The 21,802-nt window shown below is 66.5% G+C and carries 14 protein-coding genes; 5 read left to right on the top strand and 9 right to left on the bottom strand.

Going from position 1 to position 21,802, the window contains the following annotated elements; genetic code table 11:
* The first annotated feature begins 840 nt into the window (after positions 1–840).
* From ACIQCJ_RS21440 to ACIQCJ_RS21430, 3 genes are all read left to right on the top strand, one after another.
* Positions 841–4,299, top strand: coding sequence for a helicase-related protein (locus ACIQCJ_RS21440; protein ID WP_402712236.1), 3,459 nt, complete (start codon positions 841–843; stop codon positions 4,297–4,299).
* Complete coding sequence (locus ACIQCJ_RS21435) at positions 4,299–6,203, top strand: hypothetical protein (protein WP_402712235.1); 1,905 nt, start codon at positions 4,299–4,301, stop codon at positions 6,201–6,203. Before ACIQCJ_RS21440 ends, ACIQCJ_RS21435 begins: the two co-directional genes overlap by 1 nt.
* Before the next feature lie 150 nt (positions 6,204–6,353).
* Positions 6,354–7,439, top strand: coding sequence for a hypothetical protein (locus tag ACIQCJ_RS21430; RefSeq protein ID WP_402712234.1), 1,086 nt, complete (start codon positions 6,354–6,356; stop codon positions 7,437–7,439).
* Between the two features lie 462 nt (positions 7,440–7,901).
* Here ACIQCJ_RS21430 and ACIQCJ_RS21425 read toward each other — a convergent pair whose 3' ends face one another.
* From ACIQCJ_RS21425 to ACIQCJ_RS21385, 9 genes are all read right to left on the bottom strand, one after another.
* Positions 7,902–8,231 (bottom strand): DUF6602 domain-containing protein, encoded by a 330-nt coding sequence (locus ACIQCJ_RS21425; protein ID WP_402712364.1) that lies wholly within the window; start codon positions 8,229–8,231, stop codon positions 7,902–7,904.
* A 226-nt stretch (positions 8,232–8,457) separates the two neighbouring features.
* Positions 8,458–9,228, bottom strand: coding sequence for a DUF6339 family protein (locus ACIQCJ_RS21420; protein WP_402712233.1), 771 nt, complete (start codon positions 9,226–9,228; stop codon positions 8,458–8,460).
* Positions 9,225–10,109: a hypothetical protein gene (locus ACIQCJ_RS21415; RefSeq protein ID WP_402712232.1), complete on the bottom strand. Its 885-nt coding sequence runs from the start codon at positions 10,107–10,109 to the stop codon at positions 9,225–9,227. Before ACIQCJ_RS21415 ends, ACIQCJ_RS21420 begins: the two co-directional genes overlap by 4 nt.
* Before the next feature lie 38 nt (positions 10,110–10,147).
* Positions 10,148–12,088: a hypothetical protein gene (locus ACIQCJ_RS21410; RefSeq protein ID WP_402712231.1), complete on the bottom strand. Its 1,941-nt coding sequence runs from the start codon at positions 12,086–12,088 to the stop codon at positions 10,148–10,150.
* On the bottom strand, positions 12,085–13,119 hold the full coding sequence (locus ACIQCJ_RS21405; RefSeq protein WP_402712230.1) for a PD-(D/E)XK motif protein: 1,035 nt from the start codon (positions 13,117–13,119) through the stop codon (positions 12,085–12,087). Before ACIQCJ_RS21405 ends, ACIQCJ_RS21410 begins: the two co-directional genes overlap by 4 nt.
* Positions 13,116–15,743, bottom strand: a complete 2,628-nt coding sequence (locus tag ACIQCJ_RS21400) for a Z1 domain-containing protein (protein WP_402712229.1) — start codon at positions 15,741–15,743, stop codon at positions 13,116–13,118. Before ACIQCJ_RS21400 ends, ACIQCJ_RS21405 begins: the two co-directional genes overlap by 4 nt.
* Before the next feature lie 218 nt (positions 15,744–15,961).
* Positions 15,962–17,266, bottom strand: a complete 1,305-nt coding sequence (locus tag ACIQCJ_RS21395; protein ID WP_402712228.1) for a DNA cytosine methyltransferase — start codon at positions 17,264–17,266, stop codon at positions 15,962–15,964.
* A 262-nt stretch (positions 17,267–17,528) separates the two neighbouring features.
* On the bottom strand, positions 17,529–17,720 hold the full coding sequence (locus ACIQCJ_RS21390; RefSeq protein WP_402712227.1) for a hypothetical protein: 192 nt from the start codon (positions 17,718–17,720) through the stop codon (positions 17,529–17,531).
* Positions 17,721–17,762: 42 nt separating this feature from the next.
* Complete coding sequence (locus ACIQCJ_RS21385) at positions 17,763–18,275, bottom strand: very short patch repair endonuclease (RefSeq protein ID WP_402712226.1); 513 nt, start codon at positions 18,273–18,275, stop codon at positions 17,763–17,765.
* Positions 18,276–18,377: 102 nt separating this feature from the next.
* Between ACIQCJ_RS21385 and ACIQCJ_RS21380 the strand changes: the two genes are divergently transcribed.
* Together ACIQCJ_RS21380 and ACIQCJ_RS21375 are read left to right on the top strand one after the other, a co-directional pair.
* On the top strand, positions 18,378–19,079 hold the full coding sequence (locus tag ACIQCJ_RS21380) for a hypothetical protein (protein WP_402712225.1): 702 nt from the start codon (positions 18,378–18,380) through the stop codon (positions 19,077–19,079).
* Positions 19,080–19,610: 531 nt separating this feature from the next.
* Positions 19,611–21,767 (top strand): SpoIIE family protein phosphatase, encoded by a 2,157-nt coding sequence (locus tag ACIQCJ_RS21375; protein WP_402712224.1) that lies wholly within the window; start codon positions 19,611–19,613, stop codon positions 21,765–21,767.
* The last annotated feature ends 35 nt before the right edge of the window (positions 21,768–21,802 follow it).

Below are 21,802 nucleotides of genomic sequence, written 5' to 3'. Positions count from 1 at the left end.
GCCGAGCGACCGAAGGCCGTCGGCTGTGAGATCGCCACACGAGCAAGGCCTAGAAGCTCCCCCGTCGGGTGGACGCTCAGGCACCCGGTGGCTCGTTCGGCGACGACGCCCCGTGACCCCGCGCTATCCCAGTCCTGCAATCCCAGCCCCCACGTTGACGCCGTACGCCGGTCGGACGTGTGTAACGCCGTTTATCCGGACTACATATGAATCTAGACGACGCGACCGACAAAGGTGACAAGAACCAAGGACCTCGGGCAGGGGTGATGCGGCAGCTCCGGTGCTGCCAAGCGAGTTGAACACACAGCGGCGGGTGGAAGACGGCGCCGTTCCCTCGGGCCGCCTTGACCATGACGAAGTTCCTGCTTCTTGGACATCCTCAAGTCGTCCCACTCAGCGGGGCGTCGAAGCGTGGGTCATCAGCCTTCCACAGTTCGGCCGGTCAAGTCGCCGTTCCGTGCGTCTCCGTCCGCCGATGGCCGCCCGGAACCCGGCGGGGCCAGCTGAATCTTGATCGCGGCCGCCAGCGGCGTCACGCTGTATCCGGTCGATTCTCGTCGAATTCGATCAACTTCGGCTACCCGCTTGAAATCTTGCAGGGCATCCGCTCATGCTGATCGCGTTCGAAGAGCAGGAGATATCCGGTCTTGGCGCCGTGCCTAGGCGGCTTCTGACTCGCGAACCTGGAGATCCCGTGGACTTCCACGTCTTACGGGCCGATTCGGCGTGCCCGCCCGACCCGGCCCTCGCGCAAGACCCCTTCTCGTTCCGCGCTGCCTGGTGTCCTTCCACCGCATCGATCGGCGTCCGCCGTCCTGGGACCACGGCCGGGAGGACTCGATGAGCACACCGCACTTCGAGCCGACCATCCCTCAGCAGACGGCGATCGTCGACCACCTCGTCGCCGCCGTCGTATGTGATGCGACCGGCGAATCGGACGGCGACATCTGCCTGGGCGAACCCCCAAGCGCTAGCTACTACATGGCGAGCCTGGCACCGAACGCGGGACCCGGTGGCTCCTCTCCGAGCTACGGCCGAACTGCTCCGGACAGCCTCGGTTTCGAGTTCGAGGCCGAGAACGGCAGCGAGATCACCGTGAAGGCCCGAGCCTCCTTCTACTACGCCGTCCTGCCGACCCGTGACCAGCAGCTGCAGTGGGCGGGCGAGCGTACGGAGCCGTATCGGCTCGCGCCCGTGTTCCGGCGGCTCGAGGTCACGGTCGGCCCCGTCGATGCCGTACTCGGCCAATCGGGCCTTCGTCAGACGAGGACCCTGGAGAACGAATTCCGTCGGGCTTTCGACGAGGCCCTTCGGCAGGCGCTCCGCGACCCACGCATCGACCGCCGGAACGGGCACGATCGTCGGGAGCGAATGGTCCCTCCCACCGTCATGGCGGACGAGGCGACCTTCGAGCAGTGGCTGGCCCGGGAAGCGGTCGGTGAACCCGTCGTGCCGTCCCCCGATGCGCACGTCGTGATCACATCGCGTCCCGTTGCGCCCGGCCGGCTTCGGGTCACCGCGACCCTGCAGAATCTCGCGACCGACGCGGTGATCACCGTCCAGGGGCGTGGCAGCAACTCAGGGCGATCCCGGCGGGATGAGGTCAGGGATCACACCCTCTTCCGCGCGGGCCTCGAGATCGAGGGAGACCGTCTGCTCCCCATCGAGATGGACCTCGGCGCCGACGCCTACCGCTACTCCGGCGAGCTGGGCGCTTATGCCAACAACTGTGGGGTGAAGCCTCGTTGGCACGGTGACCGTCTCGTCGCCATTGGCAGCGTTCCCGTACCGGTGCACGACACGCACCGTGCCGTGGCACGCACCGACGAACGATGGGCCTACGGCGCGCTGGCCGCCGACCCGTTGCCGGCCTTGGGCGAGCTCGCAGACGCGATGGAGGCGTACCTGTCGGATCCTGTGTGGAGCACGGACGATCTTCAGGACGAACCGGAACTGGCCCGCCGGAAGGAGGCCGACAGGGAGGTCTCTGCGCTGGAGGTGGCGCGGTTCCGTGATGGCATCGCCTGGTTGAGGCGCGACGAGCGGCTGCTGCTGGCTTTCCGGCTGGCCAACGAGTCCATGGCAGAACTCAACAGCCGTCGTAGCAAACCGAGTCGAGGATGGCGTCTGTTCCAGCTCGTGGCCATCGTCAGCCAGCTCGGTGCCCTGGCATGGCGTGAGCACCCGGCGGCGGATTTCGCGGCGGGGCTCTGGGGCGACGAACAGAACGTCGATCCCACCGAGGCCGCGACCGTCGTCTGGTACCCCACGGGCGGCGGCAAGACCGAGGCCTACCTGGGGCTCGTCGTGGTCTGCATGTTCTACGACCGGGCCCGCGGCAAGAAGGAGGGCGTCTCGGCGTGGTGCAGGTTCCCGCTGCGTCTGCTGACCCTCCAGCAGACGCAGCGACAGCTCGATGTCGTCGCCGCGGCCGACACCGTGCGCCGCCGGAACGCCGACCGTATCATGGCCGTGGGAGGCGCGGACTGGCCGTTCTTCATCGGCTTCTACGCCGGCAGCGGGAACACGCCCAACTCCCTGCTCGCGGACGGGATGCTCGACCGGCTGCGTTCGAGCGAGGAGGCACGTCACGAATACCGTCTGGTACACGAGTGCCCCTACTGTGGTGAGGCCTCGGTCGAGATCCCGCCTCCCGACCGGCAAGAACTGCGACTGAAGCACGTATGCGGCAATGAGGGGTGTCGAAAGACCCTGCCTATCATCGTCGTGGACACGGAGATCTACCGTTATCTCCCCACGGTGGTCGTGGGGACGCTGGACAAGCTCGCCAACATCGGCCTGTCCGACAAGTTCGGCGCTCTCTTCGGCGACGTTGACTGCCGCTGCCCGCAGCACGGCTTCGGACGGGGTGGAAAATGCCACGAGCGTCATGCGCCGGGGCACCCGAAGACGTCCCCCAGGCCCCTGCGGGAGCCTCTGTACGACGCGTCCCCGTCCTTGGAGATCATCGATGAACTCCACATGGTCAACGAGGAGTTGGGTGCCTTTTCCGGGCACTACGAGGGGCTGCTCGTCGAGGTCCAGCGCACCCTGTCGGCCCGGCAGCGCGCCGACGGTAGGGGCGTGCGGATGAAGGTCGTGGCGACCACCGCCACCATTCGAGGCGAGGACCGCCAGAGCGAGCACCTCTTCGGGCTCCCTTCGGTGGTCGTGCCGCTTCCCGGGCCCAGCCTGGATGAAAGCTTCTACTGGAAGTTGGACCGGAATCGGCCCATGCGTCGCTTCGTCGGGGTCATGCCCACTCGCGGCACTGCCGAGATGACGCTGGTCAGGATGCTCACCTCGGCGCATCGTGCGCTGTGGAAGCTCGTCCTGCGCCAGGATCTGCCGGATGAGTTCGCCGAGTGGCCGGAGAAAGAGCTGGCGGCGACCGTCGACCTCTATCGGACGAGCCTGACGTACGTAACCTCGCTCGTCGACTTCGGGAAGATCCGTCGTTCACTGGACACTCAGGTCAACGAGACCCTGCGTCGGTACGGCTTCCCCGACCTCCAAGTGGCCGAGCTCAAGAGCGAGAACAACCGGGGCCTCGACGGGGTGCGCGGTGTCCTGGAAGACTTGAGCACCACCGACGGGAACACGGGCATGGTCGTGGCCACCAGCATGGCCAGTCACGGTGTGGACGTGGACCGACTGAACGTCATGCTGTTTAACGGCATGCCCCGCTCGATGGCCGAGTACATCCAGGCGTCATCCCGGGTCGGCCGCGCCTATCACGGCCTGGTGTTCATGCTCTTCAACCCCGTGCGAGAGCGAGACCGATCGCACTACCGCTATCACGGCAAATTCCACGAGTATCTGGACCGCATGGTGGAGCCGGTCGCGATCAACCGCTGGAGCCGCTTTGCGGTCCAGCGCACACTGCCCGGCATCCTCATGGGCCAGGTCTTGCAGATCGCCAATCACGATTGGTGGCGTGAGGGCAACGCCCCCGGGCATCTGCACGACCTGTCCAAGATGCAGGCTGCGCTGCGTGATCCGTCGGCCGGCGGCCTGTCCGCCGTTCAGCTCACCGGACTTCTGAAGACGATGCACGCTGTTTTCCAATCCGAACGCCCGGAAGGAGAAGAACTCCGGACGGATTTGGAGAACATGGTGGAGCACGCCCTCACGAGCCTTCGCTCCGCCGGCGCCTCTGCCGGTCTCGCGGGGGGCAACAACCGTGGGTACCGCGCCACCGGCGACTACCTGGGTCTGGAGTACCGACCCATGACGAGCCTTCGCGATGTCTCGGAGGGCATCCCGTTCCACATCGTGTCCGACGGTCGGAGGTCGTGATGGCTGCGTTCAAGCCCAGGGAACACGACATGTCCCGCGACCGCGGCCAGGTCCTCTACCGCTTCCGCCCGGGGCAGACCTTCGACCACCGCGGCGGATACACCGCCCAGGTCATGCAGTACGGCCGCGATGACGAATTCGACGGCCCCTCGCTCGACCGTGGACAATTGGTCCAGGCCGCCATGGGATTCGTACGGAGCTGGCGGGCCGCGGGCCGGGCGCACGCCGCTGGCGGGGACCGGGCCCCCGAGTTCCCCGGCGACGAGGACCGTCTTGCCGCGCGGCACTACGAAGTGGTCGTACCCGGCAAGGTCTTCTGCCGCGTCTGGCCTCGGGTCGTTCGCTGTTCGAGCTCCGGCTGCGGGCACGTCTGGTCGGCCGGTGATCCGCGCCCCGGAACCGACGAGTGGCCGCCGGCTTGCCCCCGCTGCGGCAACGGCGTCGGCAACCGTCAGCTCCAGTTCGTCTTCGCACATCGCTGCGGAGAGATCTCTCCGATGTATCCGCCGCAGAAATGCCCCAGAGGGCATACACAGTTCAAGCTCGACGACCGCCCGAGCCGGTTCCGTGACTTCCGCTGGGAGTGCATGACCTGCGGCTTTCCACTCGCAGTGCAGAGGAGCTGTGCCAACTCCTCATGTGGCTACGCGGACAAGCTCATGAGCCCTCTGCTGCACACGGCAGGGACCGCGCACGTCGGTCAGGGGCTCACTCTCGTCAACGTCACGACGACGGAGGAAGCAGCTCGGCAGAGCACCCCGAATTACACCGTGGCCGTGCTCGGCCGGTGGCTGGAAGAGATCAGCGAGCGCGAGTTCCGACGCCTCACCGACGGGCTCACGGTCGACGTCCCCGACGAGGTGATCGTGAGCGTCCGGGCCATGGAAGCGGCGGGCCTCGTCGACCAGGCTCGGGCGCTGCGGGCGAGATTCATGCCGGTTGAGGTGGATCGCCTGCGTGAGCAGGTCGGCAAGACGCTCGGCCTCGACGTGGACGGCGAGGAGGCCCGCGCGCTCGCAGCAGAGCTGCACACCTACCAGCGGGTTCGCAACCTGGATCGCCTCGACATCCCGCGCCTGGCCAAGGAGGCACGCACTCCTGCGCGCCGGTCTCTGTATCAGCGCTACCCGGAGGTGCTCTCGCGAGCCGGCTTCGACGGTGAACAGACCTGCCTCGTGACCGAGCTGCCCATCACATACCTCGCCATCGGCTACAGCCGTACCGGGTTCAGCCCCGATGAGGCTGATCTCGTCCCCTACCGGGGCCGGGCCGCACGTGGCACCCCCGAGAAGACGCTCCTCTACGCACACCCGTCGCAGGCGGAGGCGCTGCTGTTCCCGGTGGACAGGGCGAGGATCACACGTTGGCTCGTGCGAAACGACCTGGTCGATCAAAACGACTTGTCCGAAGCCGGGGGAGTGGCGCAATGGCTGGTGCACCAGCTCGCCCGCAGCGGCCGTGAGTCGCTCTCCCATGACACGCCACCGCCCGAGGGCCACTCCGACCACGCGGTGTACGAGCTCTTCGGACTGCTGCACTCCCTATCCCACCAGTTGGTCCGTGCCCTCGCGGTCGACAGCGGCTACAGCGAGACGAGCCTGTCCGAGTACCTCTTCCCGCACGATCTGGCCTTCGCCGTCTACCCCAACGGAGGCAGCGACTTCACCCTCGGCGCCCTGCGCACCGTCCTCGAACAGAACCTGGACGCAGTCGTGACCAGGGCGGTCGACAACGACTCGTGCCTGTACGACCCGAACTGCATGCTCACCAACAAGGGGGCGGACCACGGCTGTCTGCAGCTCCCGGAAACGGCGTGTCAGCACTGGAATCGCAACTTGTCGCGATGGCACCTCTTCGGGTCACCGGATGGCGTCAAGATCGGCTACTGGGATCCGATGCTCTAGCCGTGAGACCGGCTGTGTCGGCCGCGTTAGTGGTCCGGCTCGTCGGTCGTGGCCCGGCGGCGCTGGCATGAGCGAGAGCCGACCGCGCCAGCGAACTGCGCCACTACGGACGCGGGCGAGGCTGTCACTGCCAAGACCTAAGCTGGCGGGATGACTGGTGATCACGTGATCCTTCCCGGGGAAATCCGAACTCGCGCCGAGATCCACGCGGTTTTCGGCGGAAGCCCGCAACGCGGCATTGCTCCCTCCATCGAAAAGCGAAGTGTGGTCCTCTTCTCTGATCCAGAAGAGGCGGCAGTCTGGGGGTACCAGGATGGGTGGCTTTCCGAGCAAGACATTCAGGGGCCGATCTACGAATACACTGGGGCCGGATCGGATGGCGACCAAACTTTCGCGGGGGCGAGAGGAAGCGGAAATCGCGCCGTACTTCGCCATTCCCAACAAGGACGCACTCTTCATCTCTTCGTTCGCGCAGGAAAAGTCCTTGGGGGTGGCGCAAAGACCCATCGCTATGTCGGGATGTTTTCCTTGGATGACGAACTACCATTCGTCCCCCGACAGGGCTTAGATGCCAACGGAAAGTCGCGCACAACAATCGTCTTCCGCCTGCGACCTTATGGACAGTTCGAGAGATCCCAGGCTGACGTACTCATGCCTGCCCCCAGCACCACAGCAGAATTTGTTCCGCGCGCTGTGACGATCGACATGCTGCAAAGCGCGGCAGTCACAAAGGGTGCTTTCGTGGCGCCCGACCTAAGGAGTGCTAATACATCGGCCATGTTGACCGCCGCAGCGAAAGGGAAACTCGTGCAAGTCGGCAAGGTGCACACACCTGAGTTCCCGAGGGCGGCATCAGCGGCAACTGTCGTCCGCCAGAAGAAGGCGCTACTCATCGAGTCCTACGCGGCCCATCTCGAATCACAGGGTCACACAGTCGGATCTTTCCAAATCAAAATTGAGGGAAAGAATTCGACTCTACGAACCGATCTGTTCGATGCAACAGACCACGTTCTGTACGAAGCGCAAGGCGCGAGCGACCGTGATTCTGTAAGAATAGCCCTTGGGCGACTCCTGGACTACCGCAGGTATGTCAGGATGCGCGATCACCGGCGTGGGCCCGGCACCGTGATCCTTCTTCCGGGACACCCTGACAGGGACATCGAGGAACTACTGCAGGACCACGGGACGTCGCTGGTCTACCCTACTCAGAATGGAGGATTCGAGAGATCTCTGTGAGCGATTCTCTGCGTTCACGAGTTTCTGCCCATTACGGGACGGTCCATTCCCTAACCGCTGTGCCCAGCACAGATTTACCGGCGTAGGGTACTAGGTCAAGCGGATGCATCCAAGCCTCGGAGAAGTGGATGTTCAGATGGAGCGCCAGAGGTAGTAGGACATCTTCACCTTCGAGGGTGTCTATCTGCACTAGGCAAGCCCCAGGTGACGGCGTCCGGGCCAGCAACCCGCTCGTTGCATGCCTCCACTGGAGCGCCCCCTTCCCAAGAACCCAGATACTGTCTGGCCACTCCCAAACGGGGCGCTCCCGACACCACTCAACAAGGTGATCACCCAGGGTTTTCAGATTCAACCCTTCAAACGCGACCACGATCCCAGAAGTTGGGAAATGGTCGTAAGTGCGACCATAGGCATTCGTCGTTCGCACTATAGGGTCCGGAACCCTTCGGTATGCAATCTTGCTCAGTCGCCGAGCGTTTGCGATCTTCTCGCAGGAGTCAAGGAGATCTTGCGAGTCAAGTTGGTTTTCACTTCGACCAACCCGTAAACGCACTCGTTAGGAATTACTCGATATCCATCCAACGACGTGAGGGGAGGTGTCTCCCGATTGACAACCACCACATCGCACTGCCGTGAGACACCGCCGTCGCTGGCAACGATCTCTGCATTATGGATTGCCTGTACATGTGCCGGTAAGCAGGATGAAAGAAAACTACGGACCAAGACCTCTCTCGAAGTTCCTGCTTCACCGTTGTGACTGAACACCTTCGACTGCTCGAAATCGGCCCTCATTCGCTTCGCGACCGAACGCAGAATAATCGCCAACGCGTCTTGTGACATGCGTCGATAGTAGACCATATTCGGTATCCGTAGATCTTCAATGGCCGGGTTACGGCGGTTGGAGGTCGGCCTCGGTCTTGGCCATGAGGTCCTCGATGAGACCGGGCCGGTACTGCGTCCGATTTGAGCCAGGTCTTCACCAGCGTGGTGAGCTGATTGCGTGAAGTGGAGACGCCCCTCAACTCGCCAACGCGGCACGCGCCTCGGCTCTGACTCGCCTCACCAAGTGCCCAAGTTCGGGTTCCGAAGCCGAGTCGAGGTCGAGGAACGCCGTGAGGCGGAGAAGTCGCATCAGGCTCTCTCGGAGCACGTCCCTAGAGGAGACGTTTCTGTCGTGCCGGTCATCACGGTGCGCCCTGACGATCGATCGCACCAGTGCGGGTGAAGCGGCGAGAGCCGAGCGTCTGGCCATGATCTGGTCGAGGTCGGACTCCCCCAGGACATCCAACAGGAGGTAAGGATCGTCTGCCGTCGGGTCGCGGAGCACGTGGGCCCGGGTCCATAGACGGGCGAACGCGTGGCGTGTCAGGTCGGTGCCCTTGAATCGGTCGGCCACATATCGGCCGTCCGAATCGGCCGGCCATCTCCAGGCGCATACGTCGGGAAGTAGGACGAGCGAGAGAAACGCCCAGACCTGTCGTTGGGAAGCTTCTCCGGGCACCATGAGCGACTGCTCGCAAAGGATCTGGGCCGTCTCCCGGTCGAAGATGCTCCGTTGCACGGTGGATCGGGAGTTCGGGAAACCTTGATCACGGGCGACGCGAAGCACACTGTCTCGGAGTTGATCGAGTTCTTCCCGGGAGATCCGGCGGCCCCCCGTGGCGGCATAGACGGCTCGTGGAGAGTGATTGGCCACCATCGTCTGGTGCCGATCGGGGGAAATCTCGTGGAGCATGCGGAAGCGCCGCTCGGTCTCGTTGGGTAGGAGGCGCGGGTAGAGCAGGCTCATGTCGTAGCCTCCCGGGGGAACTTGACACCGGCGTGGACATCGGCGCGGAACCGCGACGGATCCCTGCGCCGTTCGTCGCGCAGTCGCTTGATCGCCTGTTCGGCAGACTCACCCGGGCGTGCCAGGTAGATGCGCACGAGGGCGCGTACCAGACCCGCCATCGTCAAGTCGCCGTCGGGATCGTCCGAGGGGGTTTCGTCGACGAACGCCTCGTCGTCTAGAGCGCGCCCCACCAGGTCGGTGACGATGTCGGCCTCGAGGATGCTCCAGAGCACCCCGGACAGCTCTCCTTGAGCGGACTCCATGGCCTCCTTGACGGCGGGATTGTCCTCGTTGAGGAGCACGAGGAGGCTGCCCATCGCGGCCTGTTGCCAGTCGCCGCCATCCATGCTCACATACCAGGCGGAGCCCGCGGGGAGCCCGGCCTCGCTGAACGACACCGGGGCCACCGGCAACAGCCCAGCACCGCCCTCCAGATGAATTCGGACCTGGTCGCTCCACAGGATCGAGCCTGCGCGGGTGGCGACGAACTGCCTGTCGGAGGGAAGATCGGCGGCCAGCTCTATCAGCGTCTCGACGGTCAAGAATCCGCCGAGTTGAGTGCTGTCCGCCGAGATCTGCACCTCGCAGGCCGTGCGGGCCGTGAGGGCGGGGAGGTTCTGCACGAATGCGGACCTGCGGAGAAGCGACGTAGACGGCCAGTACCGTACGCACAGACGCAGAGGCGCATCCGGTGCCAGCCCGCAGTCTTCGCGGAGCTCGGCGAGGTCGATTTCGATCACCCGCCCCAGAACGAGACCGGTGGTGTAGTCCCATGCGGTCAGCGCCGGCGGCGCCGGCTCGCCCGTGGCGTCGCCCGATCGCCACTGTTCGGCGTGCACTCGGCCTACGGGCCTGCGGTAGGGCCAGACTCGCACGCTCATGAACGCCCCACCACGTTGATGTCGATGAGCACGTCGGCGACGGCCGTGACGATCATCTCGACGTCCACGGCATCACCGGAGTGGTAGAGGACTTCTCCGGTCACGATGCGTCCGTCCGGAGGTAGGCGCCAACCATGGACCTCCGGCTGCGTCGCGCCCGTGGGCGTCTGGCCCTCCGCTCCGCCGTCACCCGTGAGGACCCGTACGAAGCCCTCGACCCGGCCGGGTCCATGAAGCCGCACACGCTGCCCGATGACCGGCAATCCATCGATCACTTCGAAGTAGGGCTCTGAGGTCAACGTCGGCTTGCGGACGCCACGCCTTCTTCCGTCCGGATACCAGGAGCCACCCTGTCTTCCCTCATCACCTGGTGGGGGAGGGTACGAAGACACGGCAGGCTTCTGGACTCCGGAAGAACCATCCTGGTTCATGGGAGTCGTGATAGCCCGTGAAGTGCCGGGGAGGGGGCTGGAGGTAAGCACAGCCGTTCCGGTCCCGCCGGGGCCAGCCAGCAGATGTCCGAGCCGTTGCGCCACTGAGCCCAGGGCGTACGCACCGACCTTGACGGCTCTCCGGGCCTGGGCGCCGCTCAGTCTGTCGCACTGCTCCTTGAGACGACGTCCGGCAGTGCGTACGAAGGTCGCTTCTCGTCCTTGCAGCTGCTGGTGTTCCCACCCATCGTGGGTCGGTGGCTCGGCTCGTGCGAACGTCTGGTCCAGCTCGTCGGTCACCTTGAACACGGCGGCATAGCCTGCGTCGGGGCTCGATCTCTCTGGTCCGGAGTGGTAGCGGACGACGAGCTCGGGGCCACGCAGCAGACAGACGTGGTGAGGGGCTCCCTCGAGACCGAGTTCACGCGCGGCGAGCGAGGTCACGGACGCGCCGTATGTGTACTGGTGTGCCAACAGGCCCAGATCTTTGCGCGGCTTGCCACAGGCCAGCATCTGGCCGGAGCCTTCCGCGACGGTTCGGTAAGCGGAGGCGAAAAAGGCGAGCGCTGCGTCGGATTCGGCGCCCGGCACAGTGACGTCGATGCCGTTCGCGGTGACCCGGACCGCCATGTGGACGGCCCGGTCCGTGAGCATGATCGGCCACAGATTCCAGGCCGCCGCATCGGCGAGAAAAGTGCCCGCATCCGGCACGGACAGTTCCGGCGTCGTGTCCGAGTCCGGGAGCGAGGGATCCGTCAGGTCGGGATCGACCACGACGAGGGTCGTGCCCGTCTCCGCCGCGTGAAATCCCGGGATGCCCAGCTCTCGGGCGACCGCGTCCGCCTGAGCGTCGATCAGGGGTTCGCAGTGTTCTTCTTCCGGCAGCCCCCACCAGTGCCGTCCGGTGTACCGCGACTCGCCGTCCCAGAAGGCCTCCCGGATTGCGACACCGATGAACCGTGAGCGCAGGCGTCCGTCATCGTCCTCGAAGCGCGTGTAGACGAGCACGCAGCCGACCTTCGACAGCTGGAACAAAGCACTCTTGCCGTAGCCGTACGTGCCCCCGCTCGAGGAGGCCGAAGCCCCGTCGCGGTCACCGCTGTTCAACACGAACCGTGCCCATTCGCTCCTCTCCGCCCTCCCGGCGTCGGATCGGGTCGGCCCGGCGAGCCCGGAGGCCCCGCGGTCGGAGACGGCGAGATAGCGGATGGCCCTGGTTTGGGCGAGCCGCTGGAACATCCCGTTCCGGTACCCGGTACTCGACGAACCGAGCGAGAACATGCGGCGCCAGGCAGCAACGTGCGCGGGACCGACGGTGCTCAGATCAAGACGGAAGTGCACGACGGGGTGACCGGGCAGGCGGGCGTCCCAGGAATTCTGGGCCGCTTCGCGGACGAGCAGCGTCAGACGCGACAGGCTGGGACGGCCGAGCTGGCCGAGGAGGCCGCTGGCGGTGATCCCGCCGTCGGCGCGAAAGGGTTGTGCGTACCAGCCGGGCTCGTTCACAGGTCGGCTCCCAAGCGGTCCAGGACGACCTCCCACTCGGTGAGATGTGAGACCGCGTCGAGATCGATCTGATACTCCAGGCCATGGACCCCGGTGGGGACGGCTCCGTCGACGAAACTTTGGGGGACGACGCGGGGAAAATCGCCCACCACTTCGTACCAGCGTTGTTCCGTCGGGAGAAAGCGGGTTCCGCCCATCGGCCCTTCGTCGCTCTCGGGGAGAACGAGGGCCGCCAGCCTGGTCTCCAAGGCTCCGAGGTCGCCGATCTTCTCACGACATGCGGCGAGGATCTCGGGAATCGACCGGGCCCCCGGGCCCGTCGACTCCGTGACGCGCATCCAGACGAGGGCGAGTGTCCCGTTCTCGGGTGTTTCCAATTGGTCCGCACCGTGGATGTGGACGATACGGCCCTCGGCGGCAACGGTCCCCTTGACCTCGATGGCATGGTGGGCGCCGCGGAAGTCCTGAGGGCAGCCGAGTGGGCCCAGCCAGGCACGGACGGCGCGCGGATCCACTTCCAACAGGTCCTCTAGTACGACGAGTTCGGCGAATAGGCCCGCAAGTCGCGGGACCGTCCACCTGCTGGAGGTACCGCCGAGCAGGAGCCTCCAGGCGTGCAGCGTACGGACGATGAGGGACGGCGCCCGATCGGGATTCACGGCGATCAGGCCGGTCAGGTCCGCGACCAGTCCCGTGAACGTCCCGGCGAGATCATGCCGCCGACAGGCGATGTCGGCGTATCGGACGGGAAGTTCGTCGTCGCTCGACAATGTCCGCGTGGTCAGGTGTATACCGGCGCTCCGGAGATCGTCGTCGACTCGGTCGCTCGAACCGATGGGCACCAGCAGATGGCGCTGCCCGTCGGCATCCCGCCCCAGGCGAAGTGCCCCGTGTGGAGTGCCGGCTTCCAGTGCCGTCGTGATCATCGCGCCTTCGGTCTCCATGAGGGCTTGTCGATCGAGCCGGTCCCAAAGGCCTTCGAGGAGCTCTCGCAGTCGCAGAGACGCCACAGACCAGCGGTGGTCGGTCATGCGACAGGCTCCGCGCTGGCGTCGAGGTCCTGCTCGAGTACCGAGAGATCTTCGTCTTCGTCCTCCCCCGCGGAGGGGAACACGCGAGAGAGATCGGCCTGAAGGTAGTCGTACTCGACGCCAAGGTCGTGCCCGCTGGTCGGCTTCGGAAAGACGAGCGCGACGCCCCACACGATCACGCCGGGAGCGTCCAGCGGGGCGCGCCCCTCCACAGGCCGCTCCTGACCGTTCCTACGGGTGATCGGCACCGGGGCCTTGGCGTCGATCGGATAGAGGAGGACGAGGCCCCGCTCGGGCTGTTGGGCCACCCTCAACCGCTGGAGGACGATGCGGTTCACCTGCTCCTCGTCCTTCGGGACGGCGAGGTCGAGGGCCTCGTCGCGGGAACCTGTGAGGGTTTTTATGTCGGCGACCGATTCATCGCCGCTCGACGCGAGGCGGGTGCGGACCACGGGATCGACCGCTGCACCGTTCGGTAGATCGATGTGGTCGCCTGGGGCGGTCGGCTTCTTCCCGATGACCCCGATGTTCCACAAGGCCAACGCGCCGGAATTCTTGTTCCTCTTGATGACGTAGTCCCGCATCAGGCTACGAGCCGCGTCGAGCGCCTTGGGGTGGAATTCGTACTCATCGATGAACGTGAGCACGTGATCCATCGGCACACCCCGCCATAGGGCACGACCGGCGGTGACACCGCTGTCGACGGTCCCGTCGCGATGCGCACCGGCCAACAACTTCCTGACGGCTACGGCGTTTTCGGCATGCCACCGCTCGTCCTCGATGTTCTTCTCACGCGGGAAGTAGCGGGTCTCGACGAGTTGACCGCCGTACGAGGCCGCGGCCCTGACCGCGCTCTTGGACTTCGAAGGGGCGGTCACCTTCATCTTCGGGTGACACCTGATACGAGGCGCCAAATCGAGCGGCGTGAGGTGCTCGGTGAGGTAGCGGTCGATCTCGACGCGCATTTCCGCCTCGACCGTCGCCAGATGGGCGAACCAGCGCCGGGTCTCGTCCGGCATGAAGATGCGGGGGAGATCCTCGTAACCGGGCCGATACCCGAACCAGCGCCCCATCTGCAGCAGCGTGTCGTAGACGTTGGACGAGCGGACGAAGAAGCTGACCACGAGCCCCTCCAGGGTGAGACCCCGGGACAGGGTGTTCCCGCCCACTGCGATGACGTTGACCGGCCCGGAGTCATAATCCAGACGGTCGGTGCTGCGGTAATGGTCCATCACGATTCTCGTCGTCGAAACGACCGAGTCCAGCGCCGGCGACACGGCCTCGAAGTCCAGGCCCCGCTTCGCATCCGTCGGTTCCACTCGGCGGGACTCCTCGTTCCAGAGCGCCCGCAGCTCCTCGACTACGCCGTTCCGCTCGCGGATTCCCTGAACGACCTCGTCGAGAAGCCTCTGGAGCACGGGGCCGTAGGAGTCGTGGACACGCGTATCGGAGTGTGCGTGGACCAGCATCGAGGAATGCTGGTCGCTCTGTCCCCGTGCATCCCGTGCGGCGGTGGCCAGCCAGAACCAGAGGACGGCGCGGCGAAGCGAAGGAGTCGCTTCGGGGGCGAAGCCAGGTACGTCGGCCTTTTTCGCGGGCCGCAGTGCAGCCAGTTCGTCGACGGGGATGCTGCGAATCATGTCGAGTCCGCCGGGGACCTCGGACGGGTCTTCATGGTCGAGCGGATTCCGGCCGAACAAGGTCTCGGGTCCTTGGTATCGCTCTCCACGAGGAAGGCTGAGGATGAAGTCTCGAGGGTAGAAGTCCTCCTCGTCCACCGGGTCGACGAGGAGGTTGGCGAAAGGCGTCGCGGTGTAACCCACGTAGCAGACCTTGGGGATGCGGCCGATCACATCGCGGATGAGCGGGTTGATCCGGCGCGTGGCGAGGGTCGCTTGATCGGCCTCGTCATCGATGATCAACGTGGGGCAGTTCCCGAGCTGCTCTCGTGCCTGCTCCAGCCAGTCTCGCAATTTCTTGAGTACCGGGCCGTTCTTCTTGACCACCAGGAGCAGGTACTGGTCCTTGGAGGCGAGGAAGGATTGAGCGTTCGGCGGAGGCTGGAAGTCGTGCTCGGGCTTGGTTATCTGATGCCACAGCGGTGGATTGAGATCCACGAGATCTCGGATGAGCCGGGTCTGCGTCTGCCGCCGCAGTGAGTTGTGCACGCCGGACAAGACGATGAACATGCGGTAGCCGCGGTCTGCGGCCTTGCTCACCACGGCCGTGAAGTTGCTCGTCTTGCCGGACTGCACGTGCCCGATGACCAGGCCTCGGGAACGGAAGTTCGGGGTCTTCGGGTGATCGAGCATCGCGACGACCCGGCCGGAGGCCTCATCGATCTTCCTGACCTCATCTGGGTCCAGATAGCGCCGCAGACGCTTTTCGAACGCCGGCCAGTTCTTGTCCCCTGCTCGCGATCCCCCGTACCAGCGAACGGCGTTCTCCCGACCCACTGCCAACGGCTCACGAAGGCTGACGATCTCCGTCGTGGCAGCTTCGTGGCGCCGCAGCATCTCCTCGATCACCTCGTCGGGAACGAAGAGATCGTGCAGTTGCTGCGTGGCCTCGTGCGGGAGCATCCCGTCGAGCATGCTCTGAAAACGCACCCAGGCCGCGTCCATACGCGGATCTCCCACCATGCCTCACAAGTGATCACGGCCAGTCGGCGTCCCCCGCCTGACCGACACGACGTACTTCCACTTGCTTACGCTACCGATCAGCACCGACAACGACGCCGGCTCGCCCGTATCGGCTCGCATGCTGGCACTATCGGAACGGGGCCGGCGGTCGAGTGCGCGCTATGGCGGACGGGCACATTCGCCCGCCACGACGTGTTGTTTCACACCGGCTGCTTAAGCGGCGAAGCCACCTGAAGGGGGAACAGCTCCGGCACTTCCACCCCGTTGCTCCGGTGTCCGGCTGGCAATGGCGCCGACTCCGGTGCCGCCGCATGGCAGGCGATGGCCTTCTTCACGGCGGCGTCGCGAGCTTCGTTCCCCAGGCCCAGCGCGGCGGCGAGGATGTGGACGCCGAGGAGGGGGGGGATGGCGTTGCCGATTTGTTGGGGAATATCCTTCCCTCGCCACGGAAAGTCCCTGGGAAAGCTCTGCAGCTGTCCGGCCTCGGCGTCGTCGAAACGAGGATCGGCGTCGGGCTGGCCCGGAGGCCCCACCTTGTTTCTGCGAATTTTTCCCGTGACGGTGAACGCCGGCTCATCGTGTTGCCGCCTGCCACGCGCCTTGGGGTCTCCTCCGGTGCCGTAGTTGGAGATGACCTCGAACGGCGCCAGACGATCGAGCACGTCCACCATCGTCACATAGGACCGCCTGCCCTCTTCCTCCGGCGTGGGCTTCTTGCGGAACGGGCGGTGGGTCTTCTCCGGCAGCATTGCCGGTCCGCGACGTCGGGCGATCAGCACCGCACGCTTACGGGTTTGCGGCACCCCGTACTCCTCAGCACGCAGCACGGCGGTCTCGACCGAATAGCCCTCGTCCCTCAGGATCGCAGCGTAGGCATCCCATACGGGCATCACGGTGGTGACCTGTTCCAGCACGATTGCTTCGTACGGTTCCCCTTCTGCCGCGGCGGTCAGCGCCCACCGCAGAGGTTCGAGCACCAAGCCCGTTCGGCCTTTGTCTCCCGGGGCTTTGGCGAGCTCGGTGAGTTCGGCTTCGACCTTGGCCCTTTTCCTCTTGTTGTTCTTGCTCTCGGCCATGAGGTCGGCCAAGCGGAGTACCTGCGTGAGTGCCCGGCGCCCAGCGCCTCCATCGCGCCCACCCGCGACTGTATACGTCTGGCAGGGAGGACCCCCGGCAAGAACCTTCGCCTCCCGAAAATCAGCCGGGCGGTAGGCCTTCACGTCGCCTGACACGGTGGCCAAGCCTGCCGCCGTGCGCGTCGCGCAAGCCTCGGAGTCCAGCTCGATGCCGACGGCGGGGACCCCCAGCCAACTGGCAGCCACGTCCAGCCCACCGGGACCGGCGAAAAGATCCACAATCAGGGGGTCGGGCACGTAGTCTCCAGGCTGTATGCGGTCCGCGGAGGCGATCACGAGGATGTCCCGAACGTGGCCGCCTCGATCTCCCCTCAGCGGGTCGTCATCGTCGATCTGACAGAATAACGCCTGTTCACGGTGGCCGGCCACCGTGGGACCCTATCGGTATGCCGAGTCGACACAGATATCCGGCGGTCGTCTTCCGTCCGCCTCCTGACCTTTACGAACGAGCGAAGTGGGCGGTAGCCGAGGTCGACTCGGACATAAACGCGCACGTGATCGAGTTCCTGCGCTGGCTGGTGGGTGACACGGATCAGCTCCCTGCGCGCCCGTCGCCGCCGGACAACGGGTGATCACCGGCCCAGGCGTGATCAGCCGGATGGCGCAAGGGCTTCGACCTACCGGCACGTGATCAGTCCAACGTCCCATTCTCGACCAGGTCGCGCATGGCGTCCTCGGCTCGCCGAAGCACGATGCGCCCGTCGCCTCGGCTGAAGGCCACGATCGAGCTCTCGGGGGAGAGGCCGGCTTCGGCGAGGAGCCCGAGAGGCAGCTCGACGCGCCCGTTCTCGTCGATCTTGATTTCCGCAGGTTCGCGAATCATGCCGTTCAGTCTGGCAGGCCCCGGTGTCGGACGAGGCTGAAGTCAAGAGCGTGATGCGTTCCGCCTCTGGCGCGCCTTTGCACGCTCGGCATGAACTTGATCGATCTCATTCCGTCGCCGGTTGTACACCTCGCGTACCCCCTGCGCGGCGGTCTTCGGGTCTTCGTGCTCCCAGAAACGGAGGACTTCCCATCCGGCTTCACGGAGCCACTCGTCCGTCTGCCGGTCGCGTCGACGGTTCACCTCGTACTTCTTGGTCCAGTAGTCCGTATTGGTCGCTGACAACGTGTGGTGGCCTGGGCAGCCGTGCCAGAAGCAGCCATCCATGAAGACGGCAAGGCGAACCCGCGTGAAGACCAGGTCTGCGGTGCGCCTGACCTTCGGGAGTGGGCGGATCGACACCTTGTACCGAAGACCCAAAGAGTGAACCGCTTGGCGAAGAGCCTTCTCGGGTTTCGTGTCTCGGCTTGTGTTCGACTGCATGCTGCGCTGCGTGCCAGGCGTTGATGCCCAGGAGGCCGTGCCATCCTTACGGCGTGCGCTGCTCTCGATCATGGTTCCTGGGAGGAGGGCGGGATCTGTGACACCGGCCAAGCCGGTGATTCGCTCACAACGGGTCGGTATCAGAGGGTACTCGTCCGAGCGCCTTGGGAGCACATGGTGGCCCTGGCCGATGACATCGACCCTCACTACAGGTTGCTGATCTGGTTCGGGGCGCTTCAAGCCTTGCGATCCATGGAAGCTGCAGGAGTGCGTCGTACGGACATGGAGTCGGTACCGGGTCGGCAACTCGTCGAGGAGCAGCGGCAGCGTGGCAGGGCGGCCCCGCTGAAGACGGATGCCAGCAAGGCGCCGCTGGCGGTCGGCTCGTTCCTGCTGGCCGAGTACAAGGCGCACTTGGCGCGTTGGCGGGCTCCGCTGCCGCCCACGGCGCTTCGCAAGCGGGAGCGGCGCGGCCTGCCACCGATCCCCGAGGAGTACGCGGACCTGGTCACTGTGACCCGCTACTGGACCCCGGTACGGGAAGGCGCACTGTGCCGGGCTTTCGACCTGGCGAAGGCAAAGGCCCGGGCCCGGGGGATCAAGGTGCCGCAGGGGACGACGTTCCGGGACCTGCGGCACTTCGCTGACGCGGTTCTGGTGGCTTCCGGCGTCGAGCCACGCAAGGTCCAGGCGCGGATGCGTCACGCACGCCTGGCGGAGACGCTGGACACATACGGCTATCTCGTATGGGAGGTGGACTGGGACCACGCGCCCGCATCGTTCGCAGAGCTCTACGGCATTCCGGCCCCGCCGGGTCTGTCGGTGGCTGCACTGGTGGCGTGCGCCGAGCGAGAGGGGAACGCCACCCATGCCTAGCCATGAGCATTCACAGGGTGTGCACGCGATGTGCACCACGACTGGGAGACTGCGCAATTTCCGCAGCTCAGAGCCCCCTACGCCGAGGCCCAGTACCGTCCCCGGCGTACAGCTCGACTCGTCTCCCGCCACCGCCCCCTTGGGCTCGCCCGGGGCGCTGGGCGGACACCGGCGGCCCGACCCTGTTGGCGAGCCCGTGCCGTGGAGGTCCGGTGTGCACGCGGCCGGTCTCAGCGCCGGGCGAATCGGTGCAGGGCGTCGAGTACGGGTGGCGCGAGCGCGGTCGGGCGGGCGGCGTCGTGCGTCCTTGATGTGCTCCTGGGTGTCCCGAGGGCTCTTGCCGGGAGTCGCGCGGCACGTGGACCGCAGGTGGGGGCGTGCGGGTCCACCGGGAGGGGCTGATCGCGCGGCCCGTACACCGTGTGAGTCATGGTGAACAAAGAGTCGCTTTACCTGCTCTTTATGTTTTTATTGACTAATTGTCCGTAATGTCTGAAATCAACCGTTGGCGGATGATCGGACTTTGCCGTGATGACCAGCCCCAACTCCAGCCACGCTTCTTCCGAGGGTGCGTCCGGTGCGGGCGGCCGGGTCGGTGCCGTGCTGACGGAGATGATTCCGCAGCAGCCGCCCAGTGCGCTGAGCGCGCCGTCGGGGGCGGGGTCGGACGACACGCTCGGCATCATCGTCGTCGACGAGCGGCTGACCGTGCTGGAGGCCGATCTGGCCGGGACCTGGCTCGACGGGGTGGTCGACGGATCGGGCGCGCGGGCGACCGACCTCTTCCCGACCGAGGACGCGGCGGCGATCGCCGCCCGGGTGGAGCGGGTACTGGCCACCGGCCGCCCGCTGCTGGCGCGGGTCCAGCGCATGATCCGGCCGGACGGAACGCCCGCGGTGGTGTCGCTTTCGGTCCTCCCGGCGGCTCCGGGCCGGGTGGTGATCAGCCTGATCGACGTCAGCGCCCAGCTCGACGTCTTCGCCGCCTCCTCGACCCTGGGCACCTCCCTGGAGATCGAAACGACGGCGCGCCAGCTCGCCGAAGGGCTGCTGCCCTGGGGTGACGCCGTCACGGTGTCGCTGGCGCAGTGCCTGTGGAGCGGGGACCTGCCCGATCGGACCGAGCCGCTGTGCCGCGCCGCGTACGCCCGCGCGGGGAACCGGCCGTGGCCGCGCGGCTTCCTCCGCCTGGGCGAGCGCCTGCCGGACCTGCCCGCCCACCCCGCCTCCGACACCACCGGTCACCCCGGCGTCACCGTGCTGCCCGACCGCGCCGCCATCGAGCGGGCCCTGGGCGACGACCCGGACCTGATACGGGCCCTGGTGCCGGACCACGGCCCGCTCGCGGTGGCCTTCGCGCCGCTGACCGTCCCCGACGCCGACCGGCGGCAGCGCGTACTCGGCACGGTCGCGGTCTGGCGGCGTGAGGACAACCCCCGCGGGGCCTTCGACGGCGACGACCAGCTCGCCGTCCAGGAACTGGCCTTCCGCGCCGCGATGAATCTGGAGCACGGGCGCCGTCATCAGCGCGAGCACCGGCAGGTCCTGGCGCTCCAGCGCAGGCTGCGCCCGCCGCACTCGCCGAGCCGGGCGATGCACACCGCGGGCGCCTACCGGCCCGCCGCACCCGACAGCGCCGGCCTCGGCGGCGACTGGATGGACGTCATCGGCCTGTCGGGCGGCCGGATCGCGCTGGTGATCGGCGACGCCGTCGGACACGGCCTGGCAGCCGCCGCCGTCATGGGCACACTGCGCCAGGCCGCCCAGACCCTGGCCGCCGCCGACCACCCGCCGGTCGAGGTGATGACCCACCTGGACACCCTCGTGGGGAGCCTGCACGCGACCGCCGAGACCGACGGCGAACTGGGCGCCGCGGCGGCGGCGCTGGGCACGACCTGCTGCTACGCCGTGTACAACCCGGCCGCCCGGCGGCTCACCGTGGTCAGCGCCGGGCACCTGCCGCCGGTGCTGGTCCACCCGGACGGGGCCGCGGAACTGCTCGCCCCGCCGCTGCACCCGCCGCTGGGCACGGCCCGCGAGGAACCGTACGAGGCCCTGGAGGTCACCGCCGAGCCGGGCGCCCTGATCGGGCTCTACACCGACGGCCTCGTGGAGCACCCGGGCCGCGACCTCGACGACGGGATGACCGCCCTGCTGGAGGCACTGTCCTGGCACTACGCGACCGGCGACCTGAGCGCCGTCGTCGGCCCGGTCGTCGACCACGTCACCGGGCCGCCGCCGCAGCACGACGACCTCACGCTGCTCCTGGCGCGCATGGACGGCCTGCCCGCGGCCGACATGCCCGCACTCCGCCTGCCCGCGGGCGATCTCACGGCGGTCGCCCGCGCACGGGCGTGGACCGGCGCCCGCACCGCCGAGTGGGGCATCGCCGACCCCCACGGCCGCAGCGCCCTGGTGGTGTCCGAACTCGTCACCAACGCCCTGCGGTTCGGCACCGGCGGCCCGGTGACCCTCCGGCTGCTGCACCTGTCCGACCGTCTGATCTGCGAGGTCACCGGCCCCTCGCACGGCAGGCCGCGGGCCGCCCGCCCCGCGGTGTCCGAGACCAGCGGACGCGGGCTCCTCGTCGTCCAGCACACGAGTGCCGCGTGGGGGACGCGGCTCGGGGAGACCGCGGGGGAGCGCACGGTGTGGGCGCAACTGGCTGTCAAGGGCGGGCAGTTGTGACCAGGGCCGACTCTCGGCGGCGGGTGGGCGTGATC

The sequence above is a fragment of the Streptomyces sp. NPDC093221 genome, assembly GCF_044753885.1.
Taxonomy (GTDB): Bacteria; Actinomycetota; Actinomycetes; order Streptomycetales; family Streptomycetaceae; genus Actinacidiphila.
This window is presented reverse-complemented; position numbering and strand designations above follow the sequence as displayed.

What these genes read in the sequence shown, in the direction of transcription:
- ACIQCJ_RS21425 (WP_402712364.1), bottom strand. Translation starts at nt 8,231, where the DNA reads ATGAGGGCCGATTTCGAGCAGTCGAAGGTGTTCAGTCACAACGGTGAA.
- ACIQCJ_RS21390 (WP_402712227.1), bottom strand. Translation starts at nt 17,720, where the DNA reads ATGATTCGCGAACCTGCGGAAATCAAGATCGACGAGAACGGGCGCGTC.
- ACIQCJ_RS21435 (WP_402712235.1), top strand. Translation starts at nt 4,299, where the DNA reads ATGGCTGCGTTCAAGCCCAGGGAACACGACATGTCCCGCGACCGCGGC.
- ACIQCJ_RS21440 (WP_402712236.1), top strand. Translation starts at nt 841, where the DNA reads ATGAGCACACCGCACTTCGAGCCGACCATCCCTCAGCAGACGGCGATC.
- ACIQCJ_RS21385 (WP_402712226.1), bottom strand. Translation starts at nt 18,275, where the DNA reads ATGATCGAGAGCAGCGCACGCCGTAAGGATGGCACGGCCTCCTGGGCA.
- ACIQCJ_RS21405 (WP_402712230.1), bottom strand. Translation starts at nt 13,119, where the DNA reads ATGACCGACCACCGCTGGTCTGTGGCGTCTCTGCGACTGCGAGAGCTC.
- ACIQCJ_RS21420 (WP_402712233.1), bottom strand. Translation starts at nt 9,228, where the DNA reads ATGAGCCTGCTCTACCCGCGCCTCCTACCCAACGAGACCGAGCGGCGC.
- ACIQCJ_RS21375 (WP_402712224.1), top strand. Translation starts at nt 19,611, where the DNA reads ATGACCAGCCCCAACTCCAGCCACGCTTCTTCCGAGGGTGCGTCCGGT.
- ACIQCJ_RS21400 (WP_402712229.1), bottom strand. Translation starts at nt 15,743, where the DNA reads ATGGACGCGGCCTGGGTGCGTTTTCAGAGCATGCTCGACGGGATGCTC.
- ACIQCJ_RS21380 (WP_402712225.1), top strand. Translation starts at nt 18,378, where the DNA reads ATGGTGGCCCTGGCCGATGACATCGACCCTCACTACAGGTTGCTGATC.
- ACIQCJ_RS21430 (WP_402712234.1), top strand. Translation starts at nt 6,354, where the DNA reads ATGACTGGTGATCACGTGATCCTTCCCGGGGAAATCCGAACTCGCGCC.